23 protein-coding genes and 3 tRNA genes are annotated in these 26,933 nt (G+C 58.9%); 8 read left to right on the top strand and 18 right to left on the bottom strand.

Annotated features, from left to right (window positions below):
* Positions 1–32 precede the first annotated feature (32 nt).
* Positions 33–1,043 carry an Ldh family oxidoreductase gene (locus N7D90_RS09610; RefSeq protein ID WP_261741938.1) on the bottom strand — a complete coding sequence of 337 codons (1,011 nt, stop codon included), beginning with the start codon at positions 1,041–1,043 and terminating at the stop codon, positions 33–35.
* 133 nt (positions 1,044–1,176) lie between these two features.
* Here N7D90_RS09610 and N7D90_RS09605 point away from each other — a divergent pair, with 133 nt between their 5' ends.
* From N7D90_RS09605 to N7D90_RS09580, 6 genes are all read left to right on the top strand, one after another.
* Positions 1,177–2,052, top strand: coding sequence for a MurR/RpiR family transcriptional regulator (locus tag N7D90_RS09605; protein WP_261741937.1), 876 nt, complete (start codon positions 1,177–1,179; stop codon positions 2,050–2,052).
* A gap of 13 nt (positions 2,053–2,065) precedes the next feature.
* Positions 2,066–2,821, top strand: coding sequence for a transporter substrate-binding domain-containing protein (locus N7D90_RS09600; RefSeq protein ID WP_261741936.1), 756 nt, complete (start codon positions 2,066–2,068; stop codon positions 2,819–2,821).
* A 104-nt stretch (positions 2,822–2,925) separates the two neighbouring features.
* Positions 2,926–3,645 (top strand): ABC transporter permease, encoded by a 720-nt coding sequence (locus N7D90_RS09595; protein WP_261741935.1) that lies wholly within the window; start codon positions 2,926–2,928, stop codon positions 3,643–3,645.
* Positions 3,642–4,352: an ABC transporter permease gene (locus N7D90_RS09590; RefSeq protein WP_261741934.1), complete on the top strand. Its 711-nt coding sequence runs from the start codon at positions 3,642–3,644 to the stop codon at positions 4,350–4,352. The genes N7D90_RS09595 and N7D90_RS09590 overlap by 4 nt, the downstream gene beginning before the upstream one ends.
* A gap of 48 nt (positions 4,353–4,400) precedes the next feature.
* Positions 4,401–5,642: an NAD(P)/FAD-dependent oxidoreductase gene (locus N7D90_RS09585; protein ID WP_261741933.1), complete on the top strand. Its 1,242-nt coding sequence runs from the start codon at positions 4,401–4,403 to the stop codon at positions 5,640–5,642.
* A 16-nt stretch (positions 5,643–5,658) separates the two neighbouring features.
* Entirely contained in the window at positions 5,659–6,444 is a 786-nt protein-coding gene (locus N7D90_RS09580; protein ID WP_315968154.1) for an amino acid ABC transporter ATP-binding protein, read from the top strand.
* 94 nt (positions 6,445–6,538) lie between these two features.
* On the opposite strand, the gene N7D90_RS09575 is transcribed toward N7D90_RS09580, so the two are convergent.
* The gene (locus N7D90_RS09575; RefSeq protein WP_261741932.1) at positions 6,539–8,575 is read right to left on the bottom strand and encodes an NADPH-dependent 2,4-dienoyl-CoA reductase; all 2,037 of its coding nucleotides are present in this window, start codon (positions 8,573–8,575) and stop codon (positions 6,539–6,541) included.
* Between the two features lie 210 nt (positions 8,576–8,785).
* Here N7D90_RS09575 and N7D90_RS09570 point away from each other — a divergent pair, with 210 nt between their 5' ends.
* On the top strand, positions 8,786–9,916 hold the full coding sequence (locus N7D90_RS09570; RefSeq protein WP_261741931.1) for a nitrilase-related carbon-nitrogen hydrolase: 1,131 nt from the start codon (positions 8,786–8,788) through the stop codon (positions 9,914–9,916).
* Between the two features lie 4 nt (positions 9,917–9,920).
* Positions 9,921–10,961 carry an AraC family transcriptional regulator gene (locus N7D90_RS09565; RefSeq protein WP_261741930.1) on the top strand — a complete coding sequence of 347 codons (1,041 nt, stop codon included), beginning with the start codon at positions 9,921–9,923 and terminating at the stop codon, positions 10,959–10,961.
* 238 nt (positions 10,962–11,199) lie between these two features.
* Here N7D90_RS09565 and N7D90_RS09560 read toward each other — a convergent pair whose 3' ends face one another.
* The 16 genes from N7D90_RS09560 to asd form a co-directional block, all read right to left on the bottom strand.
* The gene (locus N7D90_RS09560; protein ID WP_261741929.1) at positions 11,200–12,075 is read right to left on the bottom strand and encodes a DUF2242 domain-containing protein; all 876 of its coding nucleotides are present in this window, start codon (positions 12,073–12,075) and stop codon (positions 11,200–11,202) included.
* A 175-nt stretch (positions 12,076–12,250) separates the two neighbouring features.
* Positions 12,251–12,327: transfer RNA gene (locus N7D90_RS09555), tRNA-Asp, on the bottom strand.
* A 102-nt stretch (positions 12,328–12,429) separates the two neighbouring features.
* Positions 12,430–12,506, bottom strand: a tRNA-Asp gene (locus tag N7D90_RS09550).
* 55 nt (positions 12,507–12,561) lie between these two features.
* A tRNA-Val gene (locus tag N7D90_RS09545) sits at positions 12,562–12,637 on the bottom strand.
* Positions 12,638–12,745: 108 nt separating this feature from the next.
* Entirely contained in the window at positions 12,746–13,513 is a 768-nt protein-coding gene (locus tag N7D90_RS09540; RefSeq protein WP_261741928.1) for an SDR family oxidoreductase, read from the bottom strand.
* Positions 13,514–13,521: 8 nt separating this feature from the next.
* Positions 13,522–14,733 (bottom strand): O-succinylhomoserine sulfhydrylase, encoded by a 1,212-nt coding sequence (locus N7D90_RS09535; RefSeq protein WP_261741927.1) that lies wholly within the window; start codon positions 14,731–14,733, stop codon positions 13,522–13,524.
* 95 nt (positions 14,734–14,828) lie between these two features.
* Positions 14,829–16,334 (bottom strand): amidophosphoribosyltransferase, encoded by a 1,506-nt coding sequence (purF, locus tag N7D90_RS09530; RefSeq protein WP_261741926.1) that lies wholly within the window; start codon positions 16,332–16,334, stop codon positions 14,829–14,831.
* A gap of 41 nt (positions 16,335–16,375) precedes the next feature.
* Entirely contained in the window at positions 16,376–16,933 is a 558-nt protein-coding gene (locus tag N7D90_RS09525) for a CvpA family protein (RefSeq protein WP_261741925.1), read from the bottom strand.
* Positions 16,934–17,039: 106 nt separating this feature from the next.
* Positions 17,040–17,666: an SPOR domain-containing protein gene (locus tag N7D90_RS09520; RefSeq protein ID WP_261741924.1), complete on the bottom strand. Its 627-nt coding sequence runs from the start codon at positions 17,664–17,666 to the stop codon at positions 17,040–17,042.
* Positions 17,650–18,957, bottom strand: a complete 1,308-nt coding sequence (folC, locus tag N7D90_RS09515; protein ID WP_261741923.1) for a bifunctional tetrahydrofolate synthase/dihydrofolate synthase — start codon at positions 18,955–18,957, stop codon at positions 17,650–17,652. Before folC ends, N7D90_RS09520 begins: the two co-directional genes overlap by 17 nt.
* Entirely contained in the window at positions 18,954–19,874 is a 921-nt protein-coding gene (accD, locus tag N7D90_RS09510) for an acetyl-CoA carboxylase, carboxyltransferase subunit beta (RefSeq protein ID WP_261741922.1), read from the bottom strand. Before accD ends, folC begins: the two co-directional genes overlap by 4 nt.
* A 280-nt stretch (positions 19,875–20,154) precedes the next feature.
* Positions 20,155–20,778 carry a phosphoribosylanthranilate isomerase gene (locus N7D90_RS09505; RefSeq protein WP_261741921.1) on the bottom strand — a complete coding sequence of 208 codons (624 nt, stop codon included), beginning with the start codon at positions 20,776–20,778 and terminating at the stop codon, positions 20,155–20,157.
* Between the two features lie 56 nt (positions 20,779–20,834).
* On the bottom strand, positions 20,835–21,659 hold the full coding sequence (gene truA, locus N7D90_RS09500; protein WP_261742412.1) for a tRNA pseudouridine(38-40) synthase TruA: 825 nt from the start codon (positions 21,657–21,659) through the stop codon (positions 20,835–20,837).
* Positions 21,660–21,940: 281 nt separating this feature from the next.
* The gene (locus tag N7D90_RS09495) at positions 21,941–24,289 is read right to left on the bottom strand and encodes a FimV/HubP family polar landmark protein (protein WP_261741920.1); all 2,349 of its coding nucleotides are present in this window, start codon (positions 24,287–24,289) and stop codon (positions 21,941–21,943) included.
* 188 nt (positions 24,290–24,477) lie between these two features.
* Positions 24,478–25,488, bottom strand: coding sequence for an aspartate-semialdehyde dehydrogenase (locus tag N7D90_RS09490; RefSeq protein WP_261741919.1), 1,011 nt, complete (start codon positions 25,486–25,488; stop codon positions 24,478–24,480).
* A 317-nt stretch (positions 25,489–25,805) separates the two neighbouring features.
* Positions 25,806–26,918 (bottom strand): aspartate-semialdehyde dehydrogenase, encoded by a 1,113-nt coding sequence (gene asd / locus N7D90_RS09485; RefSeq protein ID WP_261741918.1) that lies wholly within the window; start codon positions 26,916–26,918, stop codon positions 25,806–25,808.
* Positions 26,919–26,933: the final 15 nt, after the last annotated feature.

Raw genomic sequence — 26,933 nt, 5'->3', positions numbered from 1 at the left:
CTGAGGAGCGAAGCGGCTACGAGGGGCCGGGGTTACCCCGCCAATTCGCGCAATTTGGCCAGTTCTTCAGCACCCAGCGGGATACCCTCGCTCAACGATTTGGCCCGTTCGATAAAACGCCGATCACCCGGCATGCGCTCAAGGCCGACCGCATGCATTTGGCGCACCAGTTCGGCGCTGCGCTGGGCGAAGCTGTTGCCGCCGGATTTGCTCGGGTCAATCACAATCAGCAACTGACCAGTCCACGGGGTCTGCGCGCCCGGATGTTTGGACCAGTCGAATTCAAACGAGAAGTTGCCACCGGTCAGGGCCGCTGCCAGCAACTCGACCATCATCGACAGCGCTGACCCCTTGTGCCCGCCAAATGGCAACAAGGCGCCGCCGTCGAGAATGGCTTTAGGGTCTTGCGTCGGCTCACCCTGCTTGTCCACTCCCATACCTGCAGGCAGCGAGTGGCCCTTGCGTGCGGCAATTTGCACATCGCCGTGGGCAATTGCACTGGTGGCCAGGTCAAATACGATCGGGTGGCCGTCTGCACGCGGTGCGGCGAAAGCAATCGGGTTAGTCCCGAACAGAGGCCTTTGCGCGCCGTGGGGCACCACGCAGGTCATGCTGTTAACCACGCTCAAAGCCACCAGGCCTTCCTCGGCAAACGGCTCAACATCAGGCCATAGCGCGGCAAAGTGATGTGAGTTACGAATCGCCAGTACCGCAATCCCGGCGCTGCGGGCTTTTTCCACCAGCAATTGACGGGCGGACTCCAGCGCGGGTTGGGCAAAGCCACCGGCTGCATCCACGCGGATAAAGCCCGAGGCCACGTCTTCAACCACCGGAACGGCCTGGCCGTCGACCCAATGACTGGCCAGCGATGACAGATACCCCGGAATGCGGAACACGCCATGACTGTAGGAACCATCGCGTTGCGCCCGTGCGCAGTTGTCGGCCAGTACCCGAGCAACCGATGCCGAGGTGCCATGACGCTCAAAAATCCGTTGCAGCAATGCGGTCAGTTCGACGAGGGAAAGCGACTGCGTGGAAGACATTCTGGCGCTCCAATCTGATTATTTTTATCTGAGACAAACTATCCTTCTATGACAGTTCTCTGTCAATTGTTGACTTAATGACAGAAAACATTCACTTTCTGCTTCGCGCTGAAATAAAAACAGGAATGCAGTCGTGAGCCAGCCGATTAAACAACGCCTTGAAAGCAGTCTGTCAACCGCCGCCCCTTCGGGTCGGGCGATTGCCAGCTACATGCTGGCCAATCTTTACGAGCTGCCTTTTCAGACTGCCGCCGACATCGCCAGCAAACTGGGGGTCAGCGAATCCAGTGTCGGACGCTTTTGCCGCTCGTTGGGTTATAGCCATTTCAAAGACCTGAAAAATGATCTCAAGGACGACCTGGGCGATGGCCCGTGGCTGGTCGGTGATCGCTTGCAAGAATTCCGCCAGCAGTCGAGCCACAGCCCGCAAGCTTTACCGCGCAGCTTTGAGCTGGAAGTCGGTGCGCTGGTCAAGGTCTACGAATACAGCCTCACGCCACAGTGGCATACCGTCAGCCAGCGCCTGGCCACCCGGCGCAAGGTGTTTGTTGCAGGTTTCCAGACCGAACGCGGGATCGCCGCCTCGATGGTGCACTTGCTGCAATACCTGCGCGATGGCGTGCAACTGGTGGACGGCGCCGCCGGGCATTACGCCGACGTGCTGCTGTGCCCGCCAGAGGATTGCGCACTGGTGGTGTTTGAAGCCCGACGCTACTCGCGCCACGCCCAGCTGTTGTGCCGCAAGGCGCGCGAAGCCGGAATCGACGTCACGCTGATCACCGATACCTTTTGTGACTGGGCAGACCAGGCCGCCAATGAGGTGTTCCGCGTGCCCACCGAGTTCAACCTGTTCTGGGAGTCCACCGCGGCGATGCTGTCGCTGGTGCATTTGTTGATAAATGAAGTGTGCAAACAACTGGGACCAGACGTTGAGAAGCGTCTTGAGGCAACCGCGGCCTTACACAATGAGTTCGTGGGCTACACATCCTCACCCGGATCAAAACAATAAAACGAGGTGCTAGATGAAATACGTCATTCGCTTTGCAAGTGCATGTGCACTGGTGGCCGCTGTTGCAGCCAACGCTCACGCCGATACGCTGACTATCGCCACCGAAGGCGCCTACCCTCCATTCAACACCACCAACTCGGACGGCACGGTCTCGGGTTTTGACGTCGATATCACCAATGCCCTGTGCGAACGCATGAACGCACAATGCAAGATCGTTGCCCAGGATTGGGACGGCATCATTCCGGGGCTGATGGCGAAAAAGTACGATGCCATCGTCGCATCGATGATCGTGACCGATGAACGCAAAAAGAAAATTGCGTTTACCAATCACTATTACCGCACCCCTCTGTCGATCGCCGTGCCCAAAGACTCTGACATCACCGATGCCCAGATCAACTTCAAGGGCCGCACCATCGGCGCCCAAGGCGCAGCAACCCAGGGCATTTATGCCGAAGATCACTACGAGAAAGCCGGCGCCAAGCTCAACCTCTACCCGACCCTGGACGAGGCCAATGCCGAGCTGAAAAACGGCCGCGTCGATGCAGTGATTGCCGACAAGTTCCCCCTGCTGGAGTGGATCAACAAGGCCAGCGACGACTGCTGCAAGATCATCGGTGACGTAGACGGCACCAATGCCGATGCAGCGATTGCAGTGCGCCAGAGCGACACGGTGCTGCGCGAGCGCTTTAACAAGGCACTGGACGAAATCGTGGCTGACGGCACCTATAAAAAGATCTCCAGCAAGTACTTCGACTTCGACATTTACTGAGTCGCCTGCCCTCGTTTGAGGGCTTCCCTGCCAATGACCCTGCCCTGCGCACATAAGGTGCGCAGCGGCTGAATTTCGGCCCAATTTTGCCCGGGGATTCGAGCATGCTCGATCAACTCTCACTTCTTTCTTTCGCCAGTGGCGGCTGGGGCTCGGCCTTGCTCGCCGGGGCTATGGTCACCATTGCACTGGCCTTGAGCTGCCTGCCCATCGGTTTGCCACTGGGCCTGGCCGTGGCCGTAGCGGCACGCTCCAAAAACCGCTGGGTGCGGGCCTGGGCGACAACCTTTTCCACCGTCTTCCGTGGCTTGCCGGAACTGCTGACGCTGCTGATCATTTACTACGGTTGCCAGATCGCCGCGCAAAAGATCCTCGCCATGATGGGCTACGACGCGCAGGTCACGATCAATACCTTCGTTGCCGCGATGGTTGCCTTTAGCCTGGTGTTTGCCGCCTTCTCCAGCGAGATTTGGCTGGGCGCGTTCAAAACCATTCCCAAGGGCCAGTTTGAAGCCGCCTCGGCCCTGGGCCTGAGCAAATTCACCACATTCCGCAAGGTGGTGCTGCCACAACTGGCGCGCATCGCCCTGCCCGGCCTGTCGAACAACTGGCTGTCGCTGCTCAAGGACACCTCGCTGGTGTCGACCATCTCCCTGGTGGACTTGATGCGCCAAACCAACCTGGCCGTCAGCGTGACCAAGGACCCGATGCTGTTCTACAGCGTCGCGTGCCTGGGCTATCTGTTTTTCTCGGCGATTTCCGGGCGGCTGTTCAGCTTCCTTGAACGCTACTTCAGCCGCCATCAACGGAGCGCGCAGCCATGAGTCTGGCGGATCTGCAAAACATGTTTCTCAACCCCGACCTGCTGGAACGCTACGGCCCGCGCTTTATCGACGGGCTGCTGGTCACCGGCAAGCTGGTGGCGATTTCGTTCACCCTCGGCGCTTTGCTCGGCTTGCTGATTGCCTTGGGGCGTTTGTCCAGCAATCGCTTCCTGCGCAGCTTTACCGGCGCCTACGTGTACTTCTTCCGCGGCTCGCCGCTGCTGGCACAACTGTTTTTGCTGTATTACGGCCTCGGCTCGTTCAAGGGCTTCTGGCAAGACGTGGGCTTGTGGTGGTTTTTCCGTGATGCCTGGTTCTGCACCCTGCTGGCCTTCACCCTCAATACCGCGGCCTATCAGGCCGAAATCCTGCGCGGCAGCATCCTTTCCGTGGCCCAGGGCCAGCGTGAAGCTTGCAAGGCGCTGAACCTGTCGCGCTGGACGGCCTTTCGCAAGATCATCCTGCCGCAATCGCTGCTGGTGGCTATCGGCCCGCTGGGCAATGAACTGATCCTGATGATCAAGGCCAGCGCCATCGCCTCGCTGGTGACCATTTACGACCTGATGGGCGTGACCAAGATGGCGTTCTCGCGCAGCTTCGATTTCCAGATCTACCTGTGGGCTGCCGTGCTGTACCTGCTGATCGTGGAAATCGTACGACGCAGCCTGAAGCTGATCGAAGGCCGCCTCGGCCGCCATTTGCAGTAAGCCCATTGTTCGGGCTGCGAACACGGCCCCCGATTTAAGGATTTGTTTATGCACTGCGACATCATCGTTCTGGGAGCCGGCATCGTCGGCGTCAGTACCGCGTTGCAACTCCAGGCCCACGGGCGCAACGTCGTGCTGCTCGACCGCGCCCAGCCGGGCAGCGGCACCAGTCACGGCAATGCCGGGCTGATCGAGCGCGCCAGCGTTATCCCCTATTCGTTCCCGCGTGAAATCTCGCGCCTGCTGCGCTATGGCCTCAATCAGCAATCAGATGTGCGCTACAGCCTCAAGCATCTGCCAAAGGCCGGGCCGTGGTTGTTGAAATACTGGCAGCAGTCCGGCCCCAAGGAACTGGCCAAAGCCACCCGGGCCATGCTGCCGTTGATTGAAAAGTGCGTCAGCGAGCACGACCTGCTGGCCGAGCCTGCGGGCGTCACTTCGCTGATTGACGACAGTGGCTGGATCGAGGTCTACCGCACCCAGGCCGACTTCGACAAAGCCCAGCGCGACGCCGCGTCCCTGAGCGAGTTCAAGCTCAACTATCGGGTGCTCGGTGAGCAGCAAGTCCACGCCCTGGAGCCGGGCCTGCACACCGATGTGATCGGCGGCATTCACTGGCTCGACCCCAAGACCGTCAGTGACCCGGGCGGCCTGACCCGCGGCTATGCCGAGCTGTTTATCAAGCGCGGCGGCACCTTTGTCACCGGCGACGCCGCCAGCCTGCGGGCAACCGCCGGGCAATGGCAGGTCGAAAGCCAGAAAGGGCTGATTGTCGGTAACGAAGTGGTGATCGCCCTTGGACCGCAAGCACGGGAGATTTTCGAACCGCTGGGCTATCGCATTCCGCTGGCGATCAAGCGCGGCTACCACATGCATTACGCCGCCAAGGATGGCCATACCATGCACCATCCGATTCTCGATTCGGTGGGTGGTTATGTCTTGGCGCCGATGGTTGGCGGTATTCGTCTGACCACCGGGATCGAATTTGCTGACAGCGATGACCCAATCAATGAGATCCAGCTGCGCCGTTGCGAAGCACGCGCCCAGCGCTTGTACCCGCTGGGTGAGCGTCTCGATGACGAGCCTTGGCTTGGACGCCGCCCGTGCCTGCCGGACATGTGCCCGGTGATTGGCCCAGGCAGTCGCCACAAGGGCCTGTGGTTCAACTTTGGGCATGCTCACCACGGTCTGACCCTGGGCCCCGTCAGCGGGCGCCTGCTGGCCGAAATGATGACCGGCGAAAAACCTTTCACCGACCCTGCGCCCTACAGCGCCGAGCGCTTTCACTGACACCTGGAGACACAACATGCACGCACAATCTGCTTACGTTCACTCTGTGTCACCCGTAACCGACACGCGCAAGGTGGTGGTGGATATTGCTGGGCTGAACAAGTACTACAGCGCCTTTCACGTACTCAAAGGCATCGACCTGAAAGTGCGTGAAGGTGAACGCATCGTGCTGTGCGGCCCTTCCGGCTCCGGCAAATCGACGCTGATCCGCTGTATCAACCGCCTGGAAATCGCCGAGCAGGGTCGCATCCTGATCAACGACACTGACCTGTCACTGCCAACTCGCGAAGCCGCTAAAGTGCGCAGCGAAATCGGAATGGTGTTTCAGCATTTCAACCTGTTCCCGCATATGAGCGTGATCGACAACTGCATCCTGGCGCCGATGTCGGTGCGCGGCCTGTCACGCAAAAAGGCGATTGAACTGGCGCAACATTTTCTGACCAAGGTCGGGATTGCCAGCCAAGCCGACAAGTACCCGAGCCAACTGTCCGGCGGGCAGCAGCAACGCGTGGCCATCGCCCGTGCGCTGTGCATGGAACCGAAAATCATGCTGTTTGATGAGCCGACCTCGGCGTTGGACCCGGAAATGGTCAGCGAAGTGCTGGACGTGATGGTCAACCTGGCGGGCAGTGGCATGACCATGCTCTGCGTCACCCACGAAATGGGCTTCGCCCGCCAGGTGGCCGAGCGGGTGCTGTTCCTTGATGGCGGGATGGTGATCGAGGACTCGCCACCGGAACAGTTCTTCAACGCCCCAAAAAGCCCGCGAGCCAAGGCGTTTTTAGCGCAGATCGTGCATTAAAAGCCCACTTTGTGTGGGCTGCAAAGGCAAATGCAGACCTGCGAAACGCCACGAATCAGCCCCCTCTCCCTCCGGGAGAGGGTTGGGGTGAGAGTTAAAGTTGCGCCGCCAATCTCGACCCTTGATTAATCGCACGCTTGGCATCCAGCTCCGCTGCCACATCCGCACCACCGATCAAATGCACGCTCTGCCCCGCCGCGACCAGGCTATCGTGCAGCTCGCGCAACGGGTCTTGCCCGGCGCAAATCACGATATTGTCCACCGGCAACAATTGCGGCTCGCCTTCACCAATGCGGATATGCAACCCGGCATCATCAATGCTCAGGTAGTCCACGCTATTGAGCATCTGCACTTGCTTGTTTTTCAGGCCCGCGCGATGAATCCAGCCAGTGGTTTTGCCCAGACCGTCACCAACCTTGGTTTTTTTGCGTTGCAGCAGGAACACCTGACGCGCCGGGGCATGCACCTCGGGCTTGATCCCGGCAACACCGCCGCGGGCTTCAAGCGCGGTGTCGATGCCCCACTCTTTCCAGAACGCGTCCCGGTCCTGGCTGGTGGAAACGCCCTGATGCACAAGGAGCTCGGATACATCAAAACCAATCCCGCCCGCACCAATCACTGCCACCTTGGCACCTACCGGCTTGCGCTCCAGGATCACGTCCAGGTAGCTCAGCACCTTGGGATTGTCGATGCCCGGAATCGCCGGGGTACGCGGTGCGATACCAGTAGCCAGGATGATTTCGTCAAACCCGCCATCCACCAGCTGCTGCACATCCACCCGGGTATTGAGGCACAGCTCGACACCGGTGGTTTGCAGCTTGCGCTTGAAGTAACGCAGGGTTTCAAAGAACTCTTCCTTGCCCGGTACGCGCTTGGCCACGTTGAACTGACCGCCAATCTCGCTGGCCGAGTCAAACAGCGTCACCGCATGCCCGCGCTCGGCCGCTACGGTAGCGGCTGACAACCCGGCAGGGCCAGCACCGACCACGGCGATTTTTTTCACCGCAATGGTCGGCAGGTAGTTGAGTTCCGTTTCGTGGCAGGCACGAGGGTTGACCAGACAGCTGGTCAGCTTGCCGCCGAAGGTGTGGTCCAGGCAGGCCTGGTTGCAGCCGATGCAGGTATTGATCTCATCACTGCGCCCGGCCGCTGCCTTGTTGACGAACTCCGGGTCGGCCAGAAACGGACGGGCCATGGATACCATGTCCGCATCGCCTTCGGCCAGGATCTGCTCGGCAATTTCCGGAGTATTAATACGGTTGGTGGTGATCAACGGCACATTGACCGAGCCACGCAGCTTGGCCGTCACCTTGCTGAACGCGCCGCGCGGCACCTTGGTGGCAATGGTCGGGATGCGTGCTTCGTGCCAGCCAATCCCGGTGTTGATCAGGGTCGCACCGGCCGACTCGACGGCCTTGGCCAGTTGCACCACTTCTTCCCAGATACTGCCGCCGGCTACCAGATCGAGCATCGACAGGCGATAAATGATGATGAAGTTCGGACCTGCGGCTTCACGCACGCGGCGCACGATTTCCACGGGCAGGCGCATGCGATTTTCGTAACTACCACCCCAGCGATCAGTGCGCTGGTTGGTGTGCGCAGCGAGAAACTGGTTAATCAGATAGCCTTCGGAACCCATGATCTCGACACCGTCATAACCGGCGCTCTGGGCCAGTTTGGCGCAGGTCACGAAGTCGCTGATTTGTTTCTCGATGCCCTCTTCATCCAGTTCCTTGGGCGTGAACGGGTTGATCGGTGCCTGAATCGCACTCGGTGCCACCTGGCGCGGGCTGTAGGCATAACGCCCGGCGTGGAGGATCTGCAGGCAAATCTTGCCCCCGGCATCGTGCACCGCCCGAGTCACGACCACATGCTTTTCTGCTTCTTCGACCGTGCTCAGCTTGGCCGCGCCGCTGTACACCCCCCCTTCATCGTTGGGCGCAATGCCGCCGGTCACGATCAGGCCGACACCGCCTCTGGCACGCTCGGCAAAGTAGGCGGCCATACGCTCAAAACCACCGGGCTTTTCTTCAAGACCGGTGTGCATCGAGCCCATCAGGCTGCGGTTGCGCAAGGTGGTAAAGCCCAGATCCAACGGGGCGAGTAAATGCGGGTAGTGAGTGGCGGTCATCAGAAAGCTCCACAACGGGCTAAATCACGGGACGCGGGATGCTCTGCGGCTCCCGTCGTTGATGTGAGGCACAGTAAAGACTCAGCAGACCCCACTCAATGACCCAAACTAACAAATTATTAACCCAAATGCGCAGCACCCCTTGGCAAGCCTGCAGGCGCCGCCTACCCTAGACGTCGAATTCCGCTGAAAGCTGTCTGTTCTATTTCTATGCGCAAACTAATTGGCTGCACCTTACTGATCGCTCTTGTCGCCGCAATCGGCGGCTATGCCTACTGGACCACGCAACGGGATGTTGGCCATTACCTTTCTGACCTGCGCATCGAGCTGGCCATTAACGAGGGCGTCAATAATGACCGTGGCAACCTGCTGGGTATCGAACCCGACCTGTCCCCCCGCGACTATCAGAGCCTGGAGCTGGTCCATCTAAAGCTGGCCGCTTACCTCAATACCGCTCGCGATGCAGGCTTGCTCAACGCTAAAACCGTGGTGGTATTACCGGAACACATCGGTTCCTGGCTGATGTTTCGCGGCGAGAAAAACCAGCTGTATCAAGCTGAAAACCTGAACCAAGCGATGCAATGGCTGGCCATGAGCAATCCCTTGGCCTTTGCCAATGCCTGGCTGCGTGCCGACGGTGAAAGCCGGGTCAACGATGCGCACTTGCGCATGAAAGCCGACAGCATGGCGGCTGACTACCAGACGCTGTTCGGCGGCCTGGCCAAAGAGTTCGGCGTGACTTTGGTGGCCGGTAGCATTGCGCTGCCTGCACCGCGTATCGAGAACGGCAAGCTGCTGCCCGGCACTGGCCCGCTGTACAACAGCAGTGTTGTGTTTGACAGAGACGGTGCAGCGCTGGGCACTCCCCAACGCCAGTTGTTGCCGACCTATGAAGAGCAAAGCTATATCCAGCCGAGCCCCGACCATGAGCTGAACGTGGTGGATACCCCGGCCGGGCGCCTGGGCATCCTGATCGGCAGCGACAGCTGGTACCCCGAGAACTACCGCACACTGAACGAGAAAGGTGTGCAACTGATTGCCGTACCCGCGTTTATCGTAGGCAAAACCACTTGGGATAAACCTTGGGGTGGCTACAAAAGCGTATCGACGCCCAGCGAAATCAGCCTCAAGCCCGGCGAAGTCACCGAGGGCGATGCCTGGCACCGCCTGACCCTGATCAGCAGCCTGCCCATCAGCACCGCCGAAGCGGGCGTGACCGTGTTTTTACGCGGCAAGTTCTGGGACAAGCACAGCACCGGCCTGGGCTTTATCAGCCGCAATGGCCAGACCAGCCCGGATCAGCCCGGCACTGGCGCCCGCCTGCTGAACCTCTGGCTATAGAGCGATGAAACCGCTGCCAATGCGCTTGGGGGATCTTTCGGTCGGGTTTGTTCAATCGCTGGCCGACGCCGTTCGCAGTTGTGGTCAAGACCCTGCGCCCTTGCTCGAACAGTTCGGGCTTGACCCGGCCCGACTGGCCCAGCCACTGGCGCGCTTGTCGATCCCGCGCTACATGCGCCTGGGGCACGCGGCGATTACCCTGACCGGCGACCCGGCGTTAGGTTTGCGCATGGGCCAGCTCAGCCGCTTGAGCCAGGTCGGGCTGGCCGGTGTCACCGCGGCCCAGGCACCCACGGTGCGGGAGGCGGCACGCACCCTGATTCGCTTTGAGCCCCTTTACGGCTCCAACTACCGCGGCCAGTCAAGCCTGCACGAAGACGCCCAAGGCGCTTGGCTGCGTTTTTACTCCATCAGTCCGTACAACGCCTATAACCGCTTTGTGGTGGACTCGATCATTTGCGGCTGGTTACAACACCTGTCATCGGTCGCGGCCAGGCCTTTGAGCTGCGAACAGATCGACATTGAATTCAGCGAGCCGGAGTACGCACAGCGTTACAGCGTGCTCTGCAGCCCGGCAATCCACTTTCGGGCCGAGACCAACCAGTTGCGGCTGAACCATGCCACCCTCGATCTGCGCAACCCGCAGCACTGCCCGAGCACCTGGGCCTACTTGCTGCAATTGTGCGAACGCGAACTGGAACAACTGACCCGCACCCGCAGCCTGCGTGAGCGCATCACACAACTGCTGGGACCGTTGCTCAATGGCGGCCGGGAGCCCGACCTGGAAGAAGTGGCGGCACGCCTCAAGCTGCCAACCTGGACCCTGCGCCGCAAGCTTGCCGAGGAAGGTACGCAGTTTCGCGCCATTCTCAATGACACACGGCGCGACCTCGCCATGACCTATATCCGTGACACGGAATTGGCCTTCGGTGAAATCGCTTATTTGTTGGGGTTTGCCTCAGCCGAGGCGTTTCAAAGGGCTTTCAAGCGCTGGAACGCGCAGACGCCGGGTGAATACCGGCGGCGTCAGCGCCAATCGGCATGAAGCGGTGCCCGGCTCAAAGCTCGGTCGCGTCGTCAGCCGGGTCCAGCGGGTCAAGTTCAAAAGCCTGATACTCAAGCAGCTCTTCCTGATAGTCGTCCATTGCAGCATCCCTTTTCAGTCTGTTTGTTTAATTACTGCCTGAGCATAAAGTGCCCACGTGAAGGAAAAATGACACCTTCGCGGGCCCTGTCACAACTCATTTATAAACGTAGCAGAGCTTTTGAGATTTACTGCACATTTATTGGCCGGTAGAAGGCTCTACGGCGGCAGGCGCAGGGGTAGACGCAGGCTCGGCCGCGGGCGTTACCGGCTTGGCCGGCTCAGGCAGCTCGGCTGCCGGCTTGACCTCCGGGGTAACCGTCACTGGAGCTGGCGCAGGCACAACCGGAGCCACAGGCGTCACAGGCGTCACAGCTGGAGCTGGCAGCACAGGCTCACTCACAGGCGCCACTACTGGCACTGACGGAGTGGCTTGCTCTGCAGCAGGAGCAGGCGCTGCTGTTTCGGCCTTGGCGGGCGCAGGCTCGGGCACTCCCAGTTCAGGCTTGGGCTTTTCAGGAACAGGCGGTGCTTTTTCCACTTCCTTGGGCTTGGGCAGGAACACTTCAACCAGGCCGAAAAAGCGGTCATAGAACTGAGGTGAAGACACGGTCTCGCTGGCGACTTTAACCATTGAGTCATCCGTGGAGCCAATTGGCATCGACACCGACCCCAGCACGCCGACTCCCAGACTGGCCGAGTTGTTGACCTTTTTCAGCGCATAACGATCCTGCAGCGCGTTGGCAAACATGGTGGCGTGATGCTGCGAACCACCATCGTCGGCGCACACCACGTTAAAGCTGATCTCCAGGTGGCTTTCGCCGGTTTGCTGGAAACTCTTGTGGCCGCTGATAATTTTCGGGTCGCTGCTGGTGATGATGTAGCCCTGACTCAGCAAGGCACGGCGTGCCGCCTCACAAGAAGCTTTGTCGGTCACCGGGTAGTTACGCGAAAACGTCCCTGAGTCATCAAAGCTTTCATGCTCATAGATTGCTGTTTTCTTCGTTGAACAACCTGCGAGTCCAGCCAGCACGAGGGCGACTACCACGGCACGCACGGGGAATGACATAAGCATTAAAGATCCTGAAGAGAACGGTACAGGCCGTATTGTGCATCAGTTCACGACAAGCGCGCAGTTTGATTGCGTGCGTTGTGGCTACAGGTTGTTACAAAAACCCGGACACAAAAAAAGCGACCCGAAGGTCGCTTTCTTTGCAGCTTCAGAGAGTTCAAGGGCTCTGAAGCAAATATGGCGCAGCGGACGGGACTCGAACCCGCGACCCCCGGCGTGACAGGCCGGTATTCTAACCGACTGAACTACCGCTGCGTATCGCTCGGACTTGCGTCCGTTTGAAACTTTTAAAACCTGTGACTGAAGAGCTTCGGTGCTTTTCAATCGCAAACCAGGCGAACCTGATTTGTACAAATATGGCGCAGCGGACGGGACTCGAACCCGCGACCCCCGGCGTGACAGGCCGGTATTCTAACCGACTGAACTACCGCTGCGCGTCGGTGGTAGATCCTTTCGGAACGACCTTTCTCTTGCGAGAATCTCAAGAAGTGGTGGGTGATGACGGGATCGAACCGCCGACCCTCTGCTTGTAAGGCAGATGCTCTCCCAGCTGAGCTAATCACCCTTTGCTTCGTTGAGGCCGCGAAATTTACGCATCTATCGAAGCTAAGTCAAGGACAAGATTGAGTTTTTTTCAAAAAACGCAAAAATAGTGGCCAGCCCGCAACAAGGCTTACGCGCCGTAGATCATCTTTTTGCTCATACCACCGTCAACCACAAACTCTTGACCCGTCACAAACCCGGCGTTACGTGACAGCAGCCAGGCAACCATCGCTGCAACGTCCTCCACGCCCCCTACCCGACCTGCCGGGTGCTGGTCGTGATCGGCGTCTGTCAGCGGCTCTGCACGCACCACAGAGGGGTCTCGGGCGTCAATCCAGCCCGGACTTACCGCGTTGACCCGAATCTGCGGCCCAAGGCTGATAGCCAGCGCATGGGTCAGCGCCAGCACTCCGCCCTTGCTCGCCACGTAAGCCTCGGTATCAGGCTCCGACTGGTGGGCACGGGTGGAGGCCAGATTGACGATCGAGCCCGCATGCGCACGCAAGTACGGCGCGCAATGCTTGGCCAGCAACATCGGCCCGGTGAGATTAACCGCCAGCACGCGATTCCAGTGCTCCAGATCGAGGCTTTCCAGGGTCATGTTGTGCGGATCCGCAATCGCGGCGTTGCACACCAGCCCGTCCAGCCGTCCAAACTGACCCAGGATTTGCGCGACACACTGAATCACATCGGCTTCAACCGACACATCCATGGTCAAAAACCAGGCGCTTTCGCCCAGCGCCTTGGCCACTTTGGAGCCCCGGGCACGGTCAATATCGGTCAGAACCACTTGCCAGCCTTCAGTGACCAGCCAGGCGGCAATCCCCAGGCCAATGCCCCGTGCAGCGCCTGTTACCAGCGCTACACGGCCATTGGTAGTGGCCGGTGTTTCGAGCATGCGGTCGATCACAGCGCAGCCAGGCCTCGCGACAGGTCAGCTTGCAGGTCGCCGACATCTTCCAGACCTACCGCGATGCGGATCAGGCTGTCACGAATACCCGCCGCCTCACGCTCTTGCGGTGCGAGTCGACCATGGGAAGTGGTCGCCGGGTGGGTAATCGTGGTTTTGCTGTCACCCAGGTTGGCGGTGATCGAAATCAGGCGGGTGGCGTCGATAAAGCGCCAGGCGCCCTCTTTGCCGCCCTTGACCTCAAAGCTGACCACTGCACCAAAGCCGCGCTGCTGGCGCTGGGCCAACTCATACTGCGGATGACTCTTGAGGCCTGCGTAGTGCACTTTTTCTACCCCATCCTGCTGCTCCAGCCACTCGGCCAGTGCCTGGGCACTCGCACAGTGGGCGCGCATGCGCAGATTCAGGGTCTCCAGACCCTTGAGGAAGATCCAGGCATTGAACGGGCTCAGGGTCGGCCCGGCAGTACGCAGGAAGCCGACGATTTCTTTCATCAACTCTCCACGACCGGCAACCACACCGCCCATGCAACGACCCTGGCCGTCGATAAATTTGGTGGCCGAATGCACCACGATGTCTGCGCCCAATTTCAGCGGCTGCTGCAAGGCAGGTGTACAGAAGCAGTTGTCGACGACCAGCAGCGCGCCCTTGGCGTGTGCTATCTCGGCCAGAGCGGCGATGTCCACCAACTCGGCCAGCGGGTTGGACGGCGACTCGACAAACAGCAGCTTGGTATTGGGCTTGATTGCAGCGTCCCAGCCAGCCAGTTCGGCCAACGGCACGTAGTCAACCTGTACGCCAAAGCGCTTGAAGTACTTCTCGAACAGACTGATGGTCGAACCGAATACGCTGCGCGACACCAGGATATGGTCTCCGGCGCTGCACAGGCTCATGACCACCGACAAAATCGCCGCCATGCCGGTAGCGGTTGCCACGGCCTGCTCGGCACCTTCAAGGGCGGCAATGCGCTCTTCGAAGGCGCGCACGGTGGGGTTGGTGTAACGCGAGTAAACGTTGCCCGGCACTTCACCCGAGAACCGCGCTGCCGCGTCAGCCGCCGTGCGGAACACGTAGCTGGAGGTCAGGAACATTGCATCACCGTGCTCGCCTTCTGGCGTACGGTGCTGGCCAGCACGCACAGCCAAGGTGTCGAACGCTACGCCCTCAAGGTCGCTGTCCAGCCGACCCGCATCCCAATCCTGACTCATGCTGCCCACTCCTTGCGTTGTATTGATTGCTTTGTATTGGTTACTTTTTACTGGAAAAATGCAAACCGGCCCATCAGGGCCGGTTTGGTAAACACTTAGTTGTTGTAGATACCGATGGTGGCACCCACACCTTGCGAAATCACCTTGGAGGCGTCGTTGCGCGCACGCTCGATACGTTCCAGGTATTTGTCGTCGATGTCGCCGGTGACGTACTTGCCATCAAATACTGCACAGTCGAATGCGTCAATCTTGATCTTGCCGCCACCGACCGCTTCGATCAGGTCAGGCAGGTCCTGATAGATCAACCAGTCGGCACCGATCAGCTCGGCCACTTCCTGGGTGCTGCGATTGTGTGCGATCAGCTCATGCGCGCTTGGCATGTCGATGCCATAGACGTTCGGATAGCGAACAGCCGGGGCCGCCGAGCAGAAGTACACATTCTTGGCACCAGCTTCGCGGGCCATCTGAATGATCTGCTTGCACGTAGTACCGCGCACGATCGAGTCGTCCACCAGCATCACGTTCTTGCCTCGGAACTCAAGCTCAATGGCGTTGAGCTTCTGGCGCACGGATTTTTTACGTGCAGCCTGGCCTGGCATGATGAAGGTACGACCGATGTAACGGTTCTTGACGAAGCCTTCGCGGAACTTGACGCCCAAGTGGTTAGCCAGTTCCAAGGCAGCGCAACGGCTGGTGTCCGGAATCGGGATAACCACGTCGATGTCGTGATCCGGACGCTCGCGCAGGATCTTCTCGGCGAGCTTCTCGCCCATGCGCAGACGTGCCTTGTACACCGAAACACCGTCGATGATCGAATCCGGGCGCGCCAGATACACGTGCTCGAAGATGCACGGGGTCAGTTGCGGGTTTACCGCGCACTGACGGGTGTGCAGCTTGCCGTCTTCAGTGATGTACACCGCTTCGCCCGGCGCGAGATCGCGAATCAGGGTAAAGCCCAACACATCCAGCGAAACGCTTTCGGAGGCGATCATGTACTCGACGCCTTCGTCGGTGTGACGCTGACCGAAGACAATCGGGCGAATGCCGTTCGGATCGCGGAAACCGACGATGCCGTAACCGGTGATCATCGCAACCACGGCGTAACCGCCACGGCAACGGTTGTGCACGTCAGTTACCGCTGCGAACACGTCCTCTTCGGTCGGCTGCAATTTGCCGCGCCGAGCCAGCTCATGGGCGAAAACGTTGAGCAAAACTTCAGAATCGGAATTGGTGTTGACGTGACGCAAGTCAGATTCGTAAATCTCCTTGGCCAGCTGTTCAACGTTGGTCAGGTTGCCGTTATGCGCCAAGGTGATGCCATAGGGCGAGTTGACATAAAACGGCTGAGCTTCAGCTGAAGTCGAGCTGCCAGCGGTTGGGTAGCGCACGTGACCAATGCCCACGTTGCCGACCAGACGCTGCATGTGACGCTGATGAAACACGTCACGAACCAGCCCGTTGTCCTTGCGCAAAAATAACCGGCCATTATGGCTGGTCACAATACCGGCAGCATCCTGGCCGCGGTGCTGGAGGACGGTTAGCGCGTCATACAGCGCCTGATTGACGTTCGACTTACCGACGATACCGACGATGCCACACATGCGACGCAACCCCTACTTAATGGATCTGAACTGAACACCACTCACTTGGGCTGGATAGCCGGCAAGAGATGCTCCTTGAACGGAATGTCAGCGGGTACGCTGATTCCGCTGGCCAGCCACTGACTGCTCCACCCCAGAATGAGGTTCTTGGACCAGTCGGCAACCAATAGAAATTGTGGCACGAGCCGTGACTCTTGCCACCATGAGTCTTGCTGTACCGGCCCCAGGCTTAAAAGCCCGACCGCCACAACCACCAGCAATGCACCACGCGCACCGCCGAAGACCATGCCGAGAAAACGATCGGTCCCGGATAACCCGGTGACGCGAATCAGTTCGCCGATAAGAAAATTGATCATTGCGCCTACCAGCAAGGTGGCGACAAACATGATGGTGCACCCGACGATGACGCGGGCGGAAGGCGTTTCGATGTATCCGGAGAGATATTGAGACAGTGAACCGCCGAACATCCAGGCTACGACCCCAGCAATGATCCAGGTGCACAGCGACAATGCTTCTTTGACGAAGCCGCGCTTCAAACTGATCAAAGCGGAGATGGCGATAATTGCAACGATCGCCCAGTCAACCCAGGTAAATGGCACAGTTCAGCCTACGGACAGATAAGGCGGCGCATTTTAGCAGAGCGCCGCCGCTCAGGTAAGGCGATTTATCCACGCCAGAGCAATCAGATTGAACCTTTTTGCGCGATCAATCACGTTCCGGCTGGAAGCGCACCACAAAACCCTTGAGATTCTGCTGCTTGCCGAGCAAATCACGCAGACGGTCGGCCTCTGCACGCTCGAGCAACGGCCCGACAAAAACCCGATTCATTCCGCCAGAGGATCGCACGTATGCGTTATATCCTTGATTGCGAAGCGTTTTTTGCAAGTTATCAGCGCTTGCCCGATTGGACAGGCTGACCAATTGAACCGACCAGCTGATAGGCAAACCGTTGGGATCAACACGCTTTTGCGTGGTATCCAGCTTGGCCGGTGCCTGCGCGACCGACTGCGCCGGAGTGACGACCGGCGGTTTTGGCGCAACCACTACAGGTTTGGCTACGACCGGTGCAACCGGCGCAGGCGCCTGCTGCTGGACAACCGGCTGCTCGACCACAGCCGGCTCTTGCGCAATAACCTGCGGCTCAGGCACTGCAACCGGCTCGACCTGAACTTGCGGCATCACTGGCATTTGAGGCGCACTTGGCGCATCAACCTGGATCTGACGCTGCTCATCCTGGCGCGAGAACAGCATCGGCAGAAAAATCACGGCCAACGCCACCAATACCAGGGCGCCCACCATCCGCTGCTTGAATACCTTATCCAGCAAAGCCATTTGCAGCCTCCTCCGTGGCACGTCGCTCCAACCACTCGAGCGCTTCAGCGACACAATAAAATGATCCGAACAGCAAAATTTCGTCTTCGGGGGTAGCTCGTTCGCACTGCGCTTCGAGCGCAGCTGCAACACTGGCATAGGCCGAAACCGAAGCACCAAGATTTTGCAGCGCAGCCTGAACATCAGCTACCGGCCGTGTACGCCCGGAATGCAAAGGCGCAACCGCCCAATGTTCAACCGACGAGGTGAGCTGTGACACTACGCCATCGAGGTCCTTGTCTGCCAGCAAACCGAACACCGCCAAGCGCTTGCCAACCACCGGACGCTGCGCCAAACGCCGCTCAAGGTATTGGGCAGCATGCGGGTTGTGCCCCACATCCAGCAGCAGATTCAGGGTTTTGCCTTGCCAGTTGAACTGGCGACGATCCAGACGACCGGTGATACGAGTACCTGACAGCACACTGATGATACGCGCAGGCTGCCAAGGCAAATCGGTCAACGCATAGGCCTGCACGGCCAATGCGGCGTTTTCCATGGGCAAATCCAGCAACGGGATGTCCCGCAGCTCTACAACCTGGCCCTTGGCATCAAGGCCACGCCAATGCCAGGCCGTGTCGGTGGTAGCCAGGTCAAAGTCACGACCGCGCAAAAACAGCGGGCAACCCAGCTCCTTGGCCTTGTCGAGCAACGTGTGCGGAGGGTTCAGATCGCCACAAAGGGCAGGCTTGCCCGCACGGAAGATCCCGGCCTTTTCATAGGCTACGGATTCGCGGGTATTACCCAGGTACTCGACATGATCGACACCGATGCTGGTCACCAGCGCCAGGTCGGCATCCACCAGATTGACCGCATCCAGACGTCCGCCAAGGCCAACTTCCAGTACAACGGCATCCAGCTGGGCACGCTCAAACAGCCAGAAGGCAGCCAGCGTACCCATTTCAAAATAAGTCAGGGAAGTCTCGCCCCGCCCTGCTTCCAAAGCCACAAAGGCTTCGCAGAGCTGTTCATCAGAGACTTCAGCACCATCAATTTGTACGCGCTCGTTATAGCGCAGCAGATGGGGCGAATTGTAAACGCCCACCTTGAGCCCTTGCGCCTGCAGCAACGCTGCCACAAACGCACAGGTCGAGCCCTTGCCATTGGTGCCCGTAACCGTCACCACCCGAGGCGCAGGCTTTTGCAGCCCCATGCGGTTCGTTACCTCGCGTGCGCGATCCAACCCCATATCAATGGCAGATGGATGCAGCTGTTCAAGATAGGCGAGCCACTCGCCAAGGGTGCGCTGGGTCATATGTTTGCAGGAGCCGGCGGCACAACGATCGCTTCAACAGGCGCAGCCACAAACACCGGCGTCGGCAGGCCCATCATTTGTGCCAACAAGTTGCCCAGACGCGGACGCAGCTCCTGACGCGCAACGATCAAGTCGATTGCACCGTGCTCCAACAGGAACTCGCTGCGCTGGAAGCCTTCTGGCAGTTTTTCGCGAACGGTCTGCTCGATAACACGCGGGCCAGCAAAGCCGATCAGCGCTTTGGGCTCAGCCACGATCACATCACCCAGCATTGCCAGGCTGGCCGAAACGCCGCCATAGACCGGATCGGTCAGTACCGAGATAAACGGAATGCCTTCTTCACGCAGACGCGCCAGTACCGCAGAGGTCTTGGCCATTTGCATCAGGGAAATCAGGGCTTCCTGCATCCGCGCACCGCCGGAGGCCGCGAAGCAAATCATCGGGCAGCGGTTTTCCAGTGCGTAGTTGGCAGCACGAACAAAACGCTCGCCAACGATGGCACCCATCGAGCCACCCATAAAGGAGAACTCAAATGCAGACACTACAACCGGCATGCCCAGCAACGTACCGCTCATGGAGATCAGCGCGTCTTTTTCGCCGGTCTGCTTTTGTGCGCCGACCAGACGATCCTTGTACTTTTTGCTGTCACGGAACTTGAGACGGTCTACCGGCTCCAGGTCTGCACCCAGCTCGGAACGGCCGTCAGTATCCAGGAAGATATTGATGCGGGCGCGGGCGCCGATGCGCATGTGGTGATTGCACTTGGGGCAAACATCCAGGGTTTTTTCCAGCTCCGGACGATAAAGTACAGCGTCGCAAGACGGGCATTTGTGCCACAGGCCTTCAGGTACCGAGCTCTTTTTGACCTCGGAACGCATGATCGAAGGAATCAGCTTGTCTACCAACCAGTTGCTCATGCTTTTTTTCTCCAGTACCGGTGGCCTGAACCGTTGAGTCCAGACCCCGTGTATGCCCTTGAGCTAAATTCAATAGGTGTGTGGCGATGATTGCGCAGGCGGCGGTCAGCACACGGCAAACCAGCCAAACCTCGCAACCCTCAGCCGTCCCGACAACACGCCCCAGAGCGGCTGCCACTTTAATTTCTGCCCGTCAAACCTGCGGGCCAACTTGCTTTTTACGACGCTTTTTATAGCGGTATTGATGGACGGCGGCAGACTGCCAGCCGTCACATCGGCATCAATTTGTTGTGCGCACTGCCCGCATAAAGGCACGAATCTTGTCGTGATCCTTGATGCCCTTGCCCTTTTCTACCCCGCCACTCACATCCACGGCATAGGGTCGAACCCGGGCAATGGCGTCTGCGACGTTCTCGACAGTCAAGCCACCGGCCAAAATAATCGGTTTGCTCAAATCCTGTGGAATCAAAGACCAGTCAAATGCCTGACCAGTTCCACCGGGTACGCCTTCAACATAGGCATCGAGCAAAATACCACTGGCCCCTGCATACGCTTTGCAGGCACCGGCGATGTCATCCCCGGCCTTCACGCGCAATGCCTTGATATAAGGACGGTGATAACCCTGACACTGCTCCGGGGTTTCATCGCCGTGAAACTGCAATAAATCCAGCGGTACGGCATCGAGTGTTTCGTTCAGCTCACAAGCGTTGGCATTGACGAACAGCCCGACCGTGGTCACAAAAGGTGGCAGCGCCGCAATGATCGCTCGCGCTTGCAATGCCGTGACGGCGCGTGGGCTTTTTGCGTAAAACACAAAGCCGATAGCGTCGGCACCGGCTTCGACCGCAGCCAGTGCATCTTCTATGCGGGTAATACCGCAGATCTTGCTGCGAACAACGGACATCTCGATAACACCCCGAACGCGAAAGTCCCGGATGGTAACAAATGCTTATCCGGGCGTCAGCCGTCCAGTTCGGTAAAACCAGTCAAGAAATGAGGCCCAATGTAACGTTCCGGCAACTGGAACTCATCGCGATATTCAACTTGCACCAGATACAAACCATAAGGATGCGCCGTCACACCACCAGAGCGGCGGGTACGGCTCTCCAATACTTCCTTGATCCACTCCACTGGCCGCTCACCCGTCCCGATGGTCATCAGCACCCCGGCGATGTTGCGCACCATGTGATGCAAAAATGCGCTGGCACGAATATCCAGCACGATCATCCGACCGTGACGGGTCACCCGAAGATGGTGCATTTCCTTGATTGGGGACTTGGCCTGGCATTGACCCGCACGAAAGGCGCTGAAGTCATGCACACCCAGCAAGTACTGGGCAGCCTCGGCCATGCGCTCGACATCCAGCGGACGGTGGTTCCAGGTGATTTCCTGATTCAGGTGCGCAGGCCGGATCTGATCGTTATAGATCACATAGCGGTAGCGACGGGCGATAGCCTTGAAGCGCGCATGAAAGTCTGCAGGCATGACTTTGGCCCAGCTGACGCTGATGTCGTGGGGCAAGTTGATGTTGGCGCCCATCACCCAGGCTTTTAAGGAGCGATCAGCCTGAGTGTCGAAGTGCACCACTTGTCCGCAGGCATGCACACCGGCATCCGTACGCCCGGCGCACATCAATGAAACCGGCGAGGCAGCGACTTTTGACAAGGCATTTTCCAGGGTTTCCTGGACGGTCAGCACACCATTGGCCTGACGCTGCCAGCCGCTATAGCGCGAGCCTTTGTATTCCACGCCGAGCGCGATTCGGAAAAAACCTTCCTCAGCCATTTCAGCGGCTGGGTTATCTATATTTGCCAAGGACTTACAGCCTGCTCATAAACGCAAAGGCAGCCATTATAAGGCCCACCCGGCAAGACGCCATGAAACATTTCACGGCGAGGCACGCAAAACCGCGTAGCAGCTGCCGAAGGAACGAGGCTGCGTTCGAGTGCGAAGCGCTCGTAAATCCTGAATGCACGATCTTCCTGTAAGGCCGGGCATTCAGATTTTACGGCGACTTCGTCGCCGGACGCAGCCTCGTTCCTACGGCAGCTGCTACAAGTGCTGCATCAGGTCAACCGCGACAGCATTTCCAGCGCTTCAGCCTGCTGCTGGGCATTACCCTCCTCCATGACTTCGGTCAGGATATCCCGCGCGCCTTCGTCATCGCCCATGTCGATATAGGCCTGTGCCAGATCCAGCTTGGTGGCTGTTTCATCGGCACCCGACAGGAAGTCGAATTCAGGCTCATCATCGGCAAAAGGCTCAGCCAGCGACGGCTGCTCAAGGCTTTGCGACAAGCGCTGCAGCTCGGCATTGACCTTGTCCAGCTCCAGCGAAAAGCTGTCCGGCGCCGCACTCACAGGGGCGCTCTCGTCAGCCAGGGACAAATCGAAGTCCGCAGGCAGGTCCAGATCGAAGTCCGTCACTTCTTCGCGAGCGGCCTGAACCTCGGCCTGTTGTTCAAGCACGGCCTCAAAGCTGTCGGCGGCCGGCTTGCCGAGATTCAAGTCCGCGGACAACACGGCAGGTGAAGCCTCTTCAAGCTCATCGAGACTCAGATCAAAATCGTGATCAAATTCTTCAACCGGTACCACCCGCTCAGGTTCTGCTTCGACCTCGCGATCGTCACGCATCATTTCCTGAACGAACTGTGCTTGCAGCTGTGTAGCAACTGCCGCCGTGGCAATGCCCGCTGCCGCAGCCACAACCATGCCCGGGTAGCGCTTTTTGAGCTGCTCGACCTGCGCGTGATTTTTGCCATTGGCAACCAGTTGACGCTCCTGCGCGACAAACGCATCACGCTCGCCCTGCTCGCCATAGACCTGCATCAGCTTGAGGCGCAAATCACTGCGCTGCGGCGCTTGCTCCAACGCCGCTTCAAGCAGCGCTGCGGCCTCAGGCAACTGGCGCTGTTCGATCAGCTTCTCGGCCTGCTCCAACACCTCGGCAGCAGGTTTGGTCAATGATACCGCCGCGACAACGGGCGCTACGGGTTCAACCACAGGCACTGGCACTGGAGCCGGAGCCGGAGCCGACTCAAGCTTGACGTTGCGCGCCGGCGTTTCCAACCCTTCAAAACTGCTTTGCGGCATGTCCAGATCAACCGCAAAGTCGGACTCATCTTCGAGTTCACGGGCCATTCGCGCATGCTTTAGCGCTGCCTGCTGAGCTTTGCGACGACGGGCCAACAACAGCAACAAGAGCAGCAGCAAGACTGCCCCGCCACCGACCAGTCCGAGCAATAGCGGGCTACCCAGCAGATCCTGAATTTTTCGTTCGGAGCTTGGCGTCACGTCATTTTCGACTGGGCTTGGCGCTACAGCGGTAGCAGGCGCGCCCTCGACTGCCGGGGCAATATCGGCTTCAGGCGAATCTGCAGGCTGTATGCCAGGCGCCGCTATCGCAGGCACTGCACTTTCGGCCTCAAGCTTGGCCAACCGATCGTTTTTCAATTCGATCAGGCGCTGCAATTTGTCCAATTGGCTTTGCAAATCTTTCATCCGGCTTTGCAGCTCGGCATTTTCACGGCGACTGGTATCCAGGCCCTCCTGGGCCATTGCCAGTTTGTCGCTGACACTTTTGGCGTCCCCGGCAGCACCTTTGCCAGCCTGGCCCGAAACCAGACTCAAGCCATCCTGAGTCGTGGTTTTGGCAGCAGGCGGCAACGCGGACTTGCGACCGGTTGCATCCAGCTGTTGAGCCAGCGGTACGGTACGACGCCCACTGCGCCAGTCGGCATTCTGTGATGCGACTTCGCTAACGGCCTTGGCCTGAGGCAATTGGGCGCTTTGCGAAGCATCCGGCAGGCGCAGCACCTGGCCGGTTTTAAGACGGTTGATATTGCCGTTGATAAAGGCGTCGGGGTTCAGGGCCTGGATCGCCAGCATGGTCTGCTGCACCGAGCCGCCATTGCGGGCCTTCGCTGCAATTTCCCATAGGGTGTCACGGGACGAAGTGGTGTATTGCGCAGGCTCGGCAGATGCCGATGTTGCCGCAGCGGCCGTCTGGGGCGAGAACTTTGCAGGATCGAACAACACGCTGTAGTCGCGCATCAAGCGGCCGTTTGGCCACATCACCTGCACCAGGAATTTCACGAAAGGTTCGGACAGCGGCTGACTGGAAGTAACGCGCAGCACGCTCTTGCCGTTGGCATTGATCACCGGAGTGAAATGCAGATCATCCAGAAATGCCGGACGCGGCACGCCTGCCTTGCTGAATTCCTGTGGCGCGGCCAGGCTCGGCACAACTTGCGCGGCAGTCAGATCCTTGACGTCGAGCAACTCGATTTCCGCCAGCAGCGGCTGGTTGCGAGTCGACTTAAGGGTCAGCTCCCCGAGCTCAAGCGCCTGCGCCATGCCGGATGACAGCGCCGAAGCGGCGGCGATTGCTAACACTAATTTGCGAACCTGAACCATAGCCTCTTCCTTTTTGGTACAGACCTCGTCCCACGAGACCTGCATAGCTGCTGCCTGAAGGCATGGTCCGGGGCTTTGCCGCCAGACACATCACCCCTTTAAACCTGCAAGCCCTGACAGCAGCTTAACTGCGATGACCGGCACTGGAACCCTGTGACAACCTGCTACAAATTGGCGCCAAGTATCTTTTACAGCTGGTCTTTTATCAACAACTCAGCCAACTGCACTGCGTTCAGCGCAGCACCTTTACGCACGTTATCCGAGGTCAGCCACAGGTTGAGCTGCGACGTGTCGTCCACACCATGGCGCACCCGCCCGACGTACACCACGTCTTGGCCGACCGCATCTCCAACCGCAGTAGGGTAATCTCCGTCTTCAACCAGCTCGATACCGTCGCCCGCTTCAAGTGCGGCATTGACCGCATCCAGGTCCACCGGCCCGGCCAACTGCACAGACACACTAAAGCTATCGCCAAAAAACACCGGTGCTTGAATACAAGTGGCCGATATTTTCAGCGCTGGCATGCCCAGCACTTCGCGCAGCTCAGTCACCAGGCGTTTTTCCAGCGGCACATGGCCTTGAGCGTCTGACTTGCCAACTTGTGCCAACAGGTTAAAAGCCATCTGGCGATCAAAAAAGTGGGTCTCCAGCGGATGCAAATTCAACAACGCAGTGGTTTGACGCGCCAGTTCGGAAACCGCTTCACGGCCTTGAGCAGATACCGCGAGGCACGCGGTCACACTGACATATTGCATATCCAGCAAGCCGCGCAAAGGGGCCAGCGCCACTGCCAGGGCTGTGGCTGAAGGGCTTGGGCTGCTGACTTGTAGCGGTTTTTTCAAACCTTCCAGTACTTGCGAATTAGCCTCGGGCACCACCTGCGGCGCCTGGGCCGAAGGCAATGCTCCGGACAAGTCGATAACGATGCAGCCAGCTACGCTGGCCTTGGCGGCAAAGCTCAAGGTCACGGCTGGGCCTGCGGCAAAGAACACCAGCTGCACTTTGCTGAAGTCGAATGCATCGACTTCACGCACTCTTACGTTTTTGCCGCGAAAAGGCACCGAATGTCCAGCTGACTCGCTGCTGGCCAACAAGTGCAAATCCGCTGTCGGAAAATTGCGCTCTTCCAGAATTTGTACGATGGTTTCGCCGACAGTGCCGGTGGCGCCAACGACGGCGATATCAAAGGACTGGCTCATGTGTCTACCTCAGGCGAAACGTGGGGAGCGGCACTGTACCGGGCACAACCTCGGTAGGCAACGCAACCGGCATATTTGATGACTGATGACGACTCGTAGCAGCTGCCGAGGAACGATGGCTGCGTCCGATTGCGAAGCAATCGTAAAACCTGTGTACGCGGTTTAACAGGTAGACCGTAGGCTCAGGCTTTACGACGACTGCGTCGCCGGACGCAGCCTTCGTTCCTCGGCAGCTGCTACGGTTAATTGCCACCTGATAATCCAATAAAAAGCCCGCCTCTCTTGCGAGAGGCGGGCCCTGGGCTGCCGGGGGCGGGTTAACGCTCCAGCAAGATCCGCAGCATGCGGCGCAACGGCTCTGCCGCGCCCCATAGCAACTGGTCGCCCACGGTGAAGGCACCGAGGAACTGCGAACCCATGTTCAGCTTGCGCAGACGGCCGACCGGCACATTCAGGGTGCCAGTCACTTTAGTCGGGCTCAGCTCCTGGATGCTGGCTTCACGCTGATTCGGCACCAGCTTGACCCAAGGATTGTGCTGGCTGATCAAGTCTTCGATATCAGCGATTGGCACATCCTTGTTCAGCTTGATGGTCAATGCCTGGCTGTGGCAACGCATCGCGCCGATACGTACGCAGATACCATCCACCGGAACCGGGTTTTTGAAACGACCCAGGATCTTGTTGGTTTCTGCTTGCGCCTTCCACTCTTCGCGGCTCTGACCGTTTGGCAGCTCTTTGTCGATCCACGGGATCAAGCTGCCAGCCAGTGGCACGCCGAAGTTCTCGGTCGGGTACGCATCGCTGCGCATGGCTTCAGCCACACGACGGTCGATGTCGAGGATGGCGCTGGCAGGGTCAGCCAGTTGATCTGCAACGGCTGCATGGGTAGCACCCATTTGCTTGATCAGTTCACGCATGTTCTGCGCGCCGGCACCCGAGGCCGCCTGATAGGTCATGGCACTCATCCATTCCACCAGACCGGCTTCAAACAGACCGCCCAGGCCCATCAGCATCAGGCTGACCGTGCAGTTGCCGCCGATGTAGTTCTTGGTGCCCGCATCCAGCTGTTGGTCAATCACCTTACGGTTGACCGGGTCCAGAACAATGACCGCGTCATCCTGCATCCGCAGGGTCGACGCCGCATCGATCCAGTAACCTTGCCAGCCTGCTTCACGCAGCTTCGGGAACACCTCAGAGGTGTAGTCGCCGCCCTGGCAGGTCAGGATCACATCAAGGGTTTTCAGCTCTTCAATGTTGTAAGCGTCCTTGAGCGGGGCAATATCCTTACCCACGGACGGACCTTGTCCACCGACATTGGAAGTAGTGAAAAACACCGGCTCAATAAGATCGAAATCCTGCTCTTCCAGCATCCGCTGCATGAGCACGGAACCAACCATACCGCGCCAACCGACCAGACCTACACGTTTCATCGCAACTACACCTTT

It is taken from the genome of Pseudomonas fragi (genome assembly GCF_025426255.1).
GTDB lineage: Bacteria > Pseudomonadota > Gammaproteobacteria > Pseudomonadales > Pseudomonadaceae > Aquipseudomonas > Aquipseudomonas kulmbachensis.
This window is presented reverse-complemented; position numbering and strand designations above follow the sequence as displayed.

Coding starts and splice junctions, on each gene's coding strand:
- accD (WP_261741922.1), bottom strand. CDS start 19,874: ATGAGCAACTGGTTGGTAGACAAGCTGATTCCTTCGATCATGCGTTCC.
- N7D90_RS09590 (WP_261741934.1), top strand. CDS start 3,642: ATGAGTCTGGCGGATCTGCAAAACATGTTTCTCAACCCCGACCTGCTG.
- N7D90_RS09600 (WP_261741936.1), top strand. CDS start 2,066: ATGAAATACGTCATTCGCTTTGCAAGTGCATGTGCACTGGTGGCCGCT.
- N7D90_RS09535 (WP_261741927.1), bottom strand. CDS start 14,733: ATGAGTCAGGATTGGGATGCGGGTCGGCTGGACAGCGACCTTGAGGGC.
- N7D90_RS09610 (WP_261741938.1), bottom strand. CDS start 1,043: ATGTCTTCCACGCAGTCGCTTTCCCTCGTCGAACTGACCGCATTGCTG.
- N7D90_RS09540 (WP_261741928.1), bottom strand. CDS start 13,513: ATGCTCGAAACACCGGCCACTACCAATGGCCGTGTAGCGCTGGTAACA.
- truA (WP_261742412.1), bottom strand. CDS start 21,659: ATGGCTGAGGAAGGTTTTTTCCGAATCGCGCTCGGCGTGGAATACAAA.
- N7D90_RS09580 (WP_315968154.1), top strand. CDS start 5,659: ATGCACGCACAATCTGCTTACGTTCACTCTGTGTCACCCGTAACCGAC.
- N7D90_RS09560 (WP_261741929.1), bottom strand. CDS start 12,075: ATGCTTATGTCATTCCCCGTGCGTGCCGTGGTAGTCGCCCTCGTGCTG.
- folC (WP_261741923.1), bottom strand. CDS start 18,957: ATGACCCAGCGCACCCTTGGCGAGTGGCTCGCCTATCTTGAACAGCTG.
- N7D90_RS09520 (WP_261741924.1), bottom strand. CDS start 17,666: ATGGCTTTGCTGGATAAGGTATTCAAGCAGCGGATGGTGGGCGCCCTG.
- purF (WP_261741926.1), bottom strand. CDS start 16,334: ATGTGTGGCATCGTCGGTATCGTCGGTAAGTCGAACGTCAATCAGGCG.
- N7D90_RS09490 (WP_261741919.1), bottom strand. CDS start 25,488: ATGAGCCAGTCCTTTGATATCGCCGTCGTTGGCGCCACCGGCACTGTC.
- asd (WP_261741918.1), bottom strand. CDS start 26,918: ATGAAACGTGTAGGTCTGGTCGGTTGGCGCGGTATGGTTGGTTCCGTG.
- N7D90_RS09595 (WP_261741935.1), top strand. CDS start 2,926: ATGCTCGATCAACTCTCACTTCTTTCTTTCGCCAGTGGCGGCTGGGGC.
- N7D90_RS09570 (WP_261741931.1), top strand. CDS start 8,786: ATGCGCAAACTAATTGGCTGCACCTTACTGATCGCTCTTGTCGCCGCA.
- N7D90_RS09575 (WP_261741932.1), bottom strand. CDS start 8,575: ATGACCGCCACTCACTACCCGCATTTACTCGCCCCGTTGGATCTGGGC.
- N7D90_RS09585 (WP_261741933.1), top strand. CDS start 4,401: ATGCACTGCGACATCATCGTTCTGGGAGCCGGCATCGTCGGCGTCAGT.
- N7D90_RS09565 (WP_261741930.1), top strand. CDS start 9,921: ATGAAACCGCTGCCAATGCGCTTGGGGGATCTTTCGGTCGGGTTTGTT.
- N7D90_RS09495 (WP_261741920.1), bottom strand. CDS start 24,289: ATGGTTCAGGTTCGCAAATTAGTGTTAGCAATCGCCGCCGCTTCGGCG.
- N7D90_RS09505 (WP_261741921.1), bottom strand. CDS start 20,778: ATGTCCGTTGTTCGCAGCAAGATCTGCGGTATTACCCGCATAGAAGAT.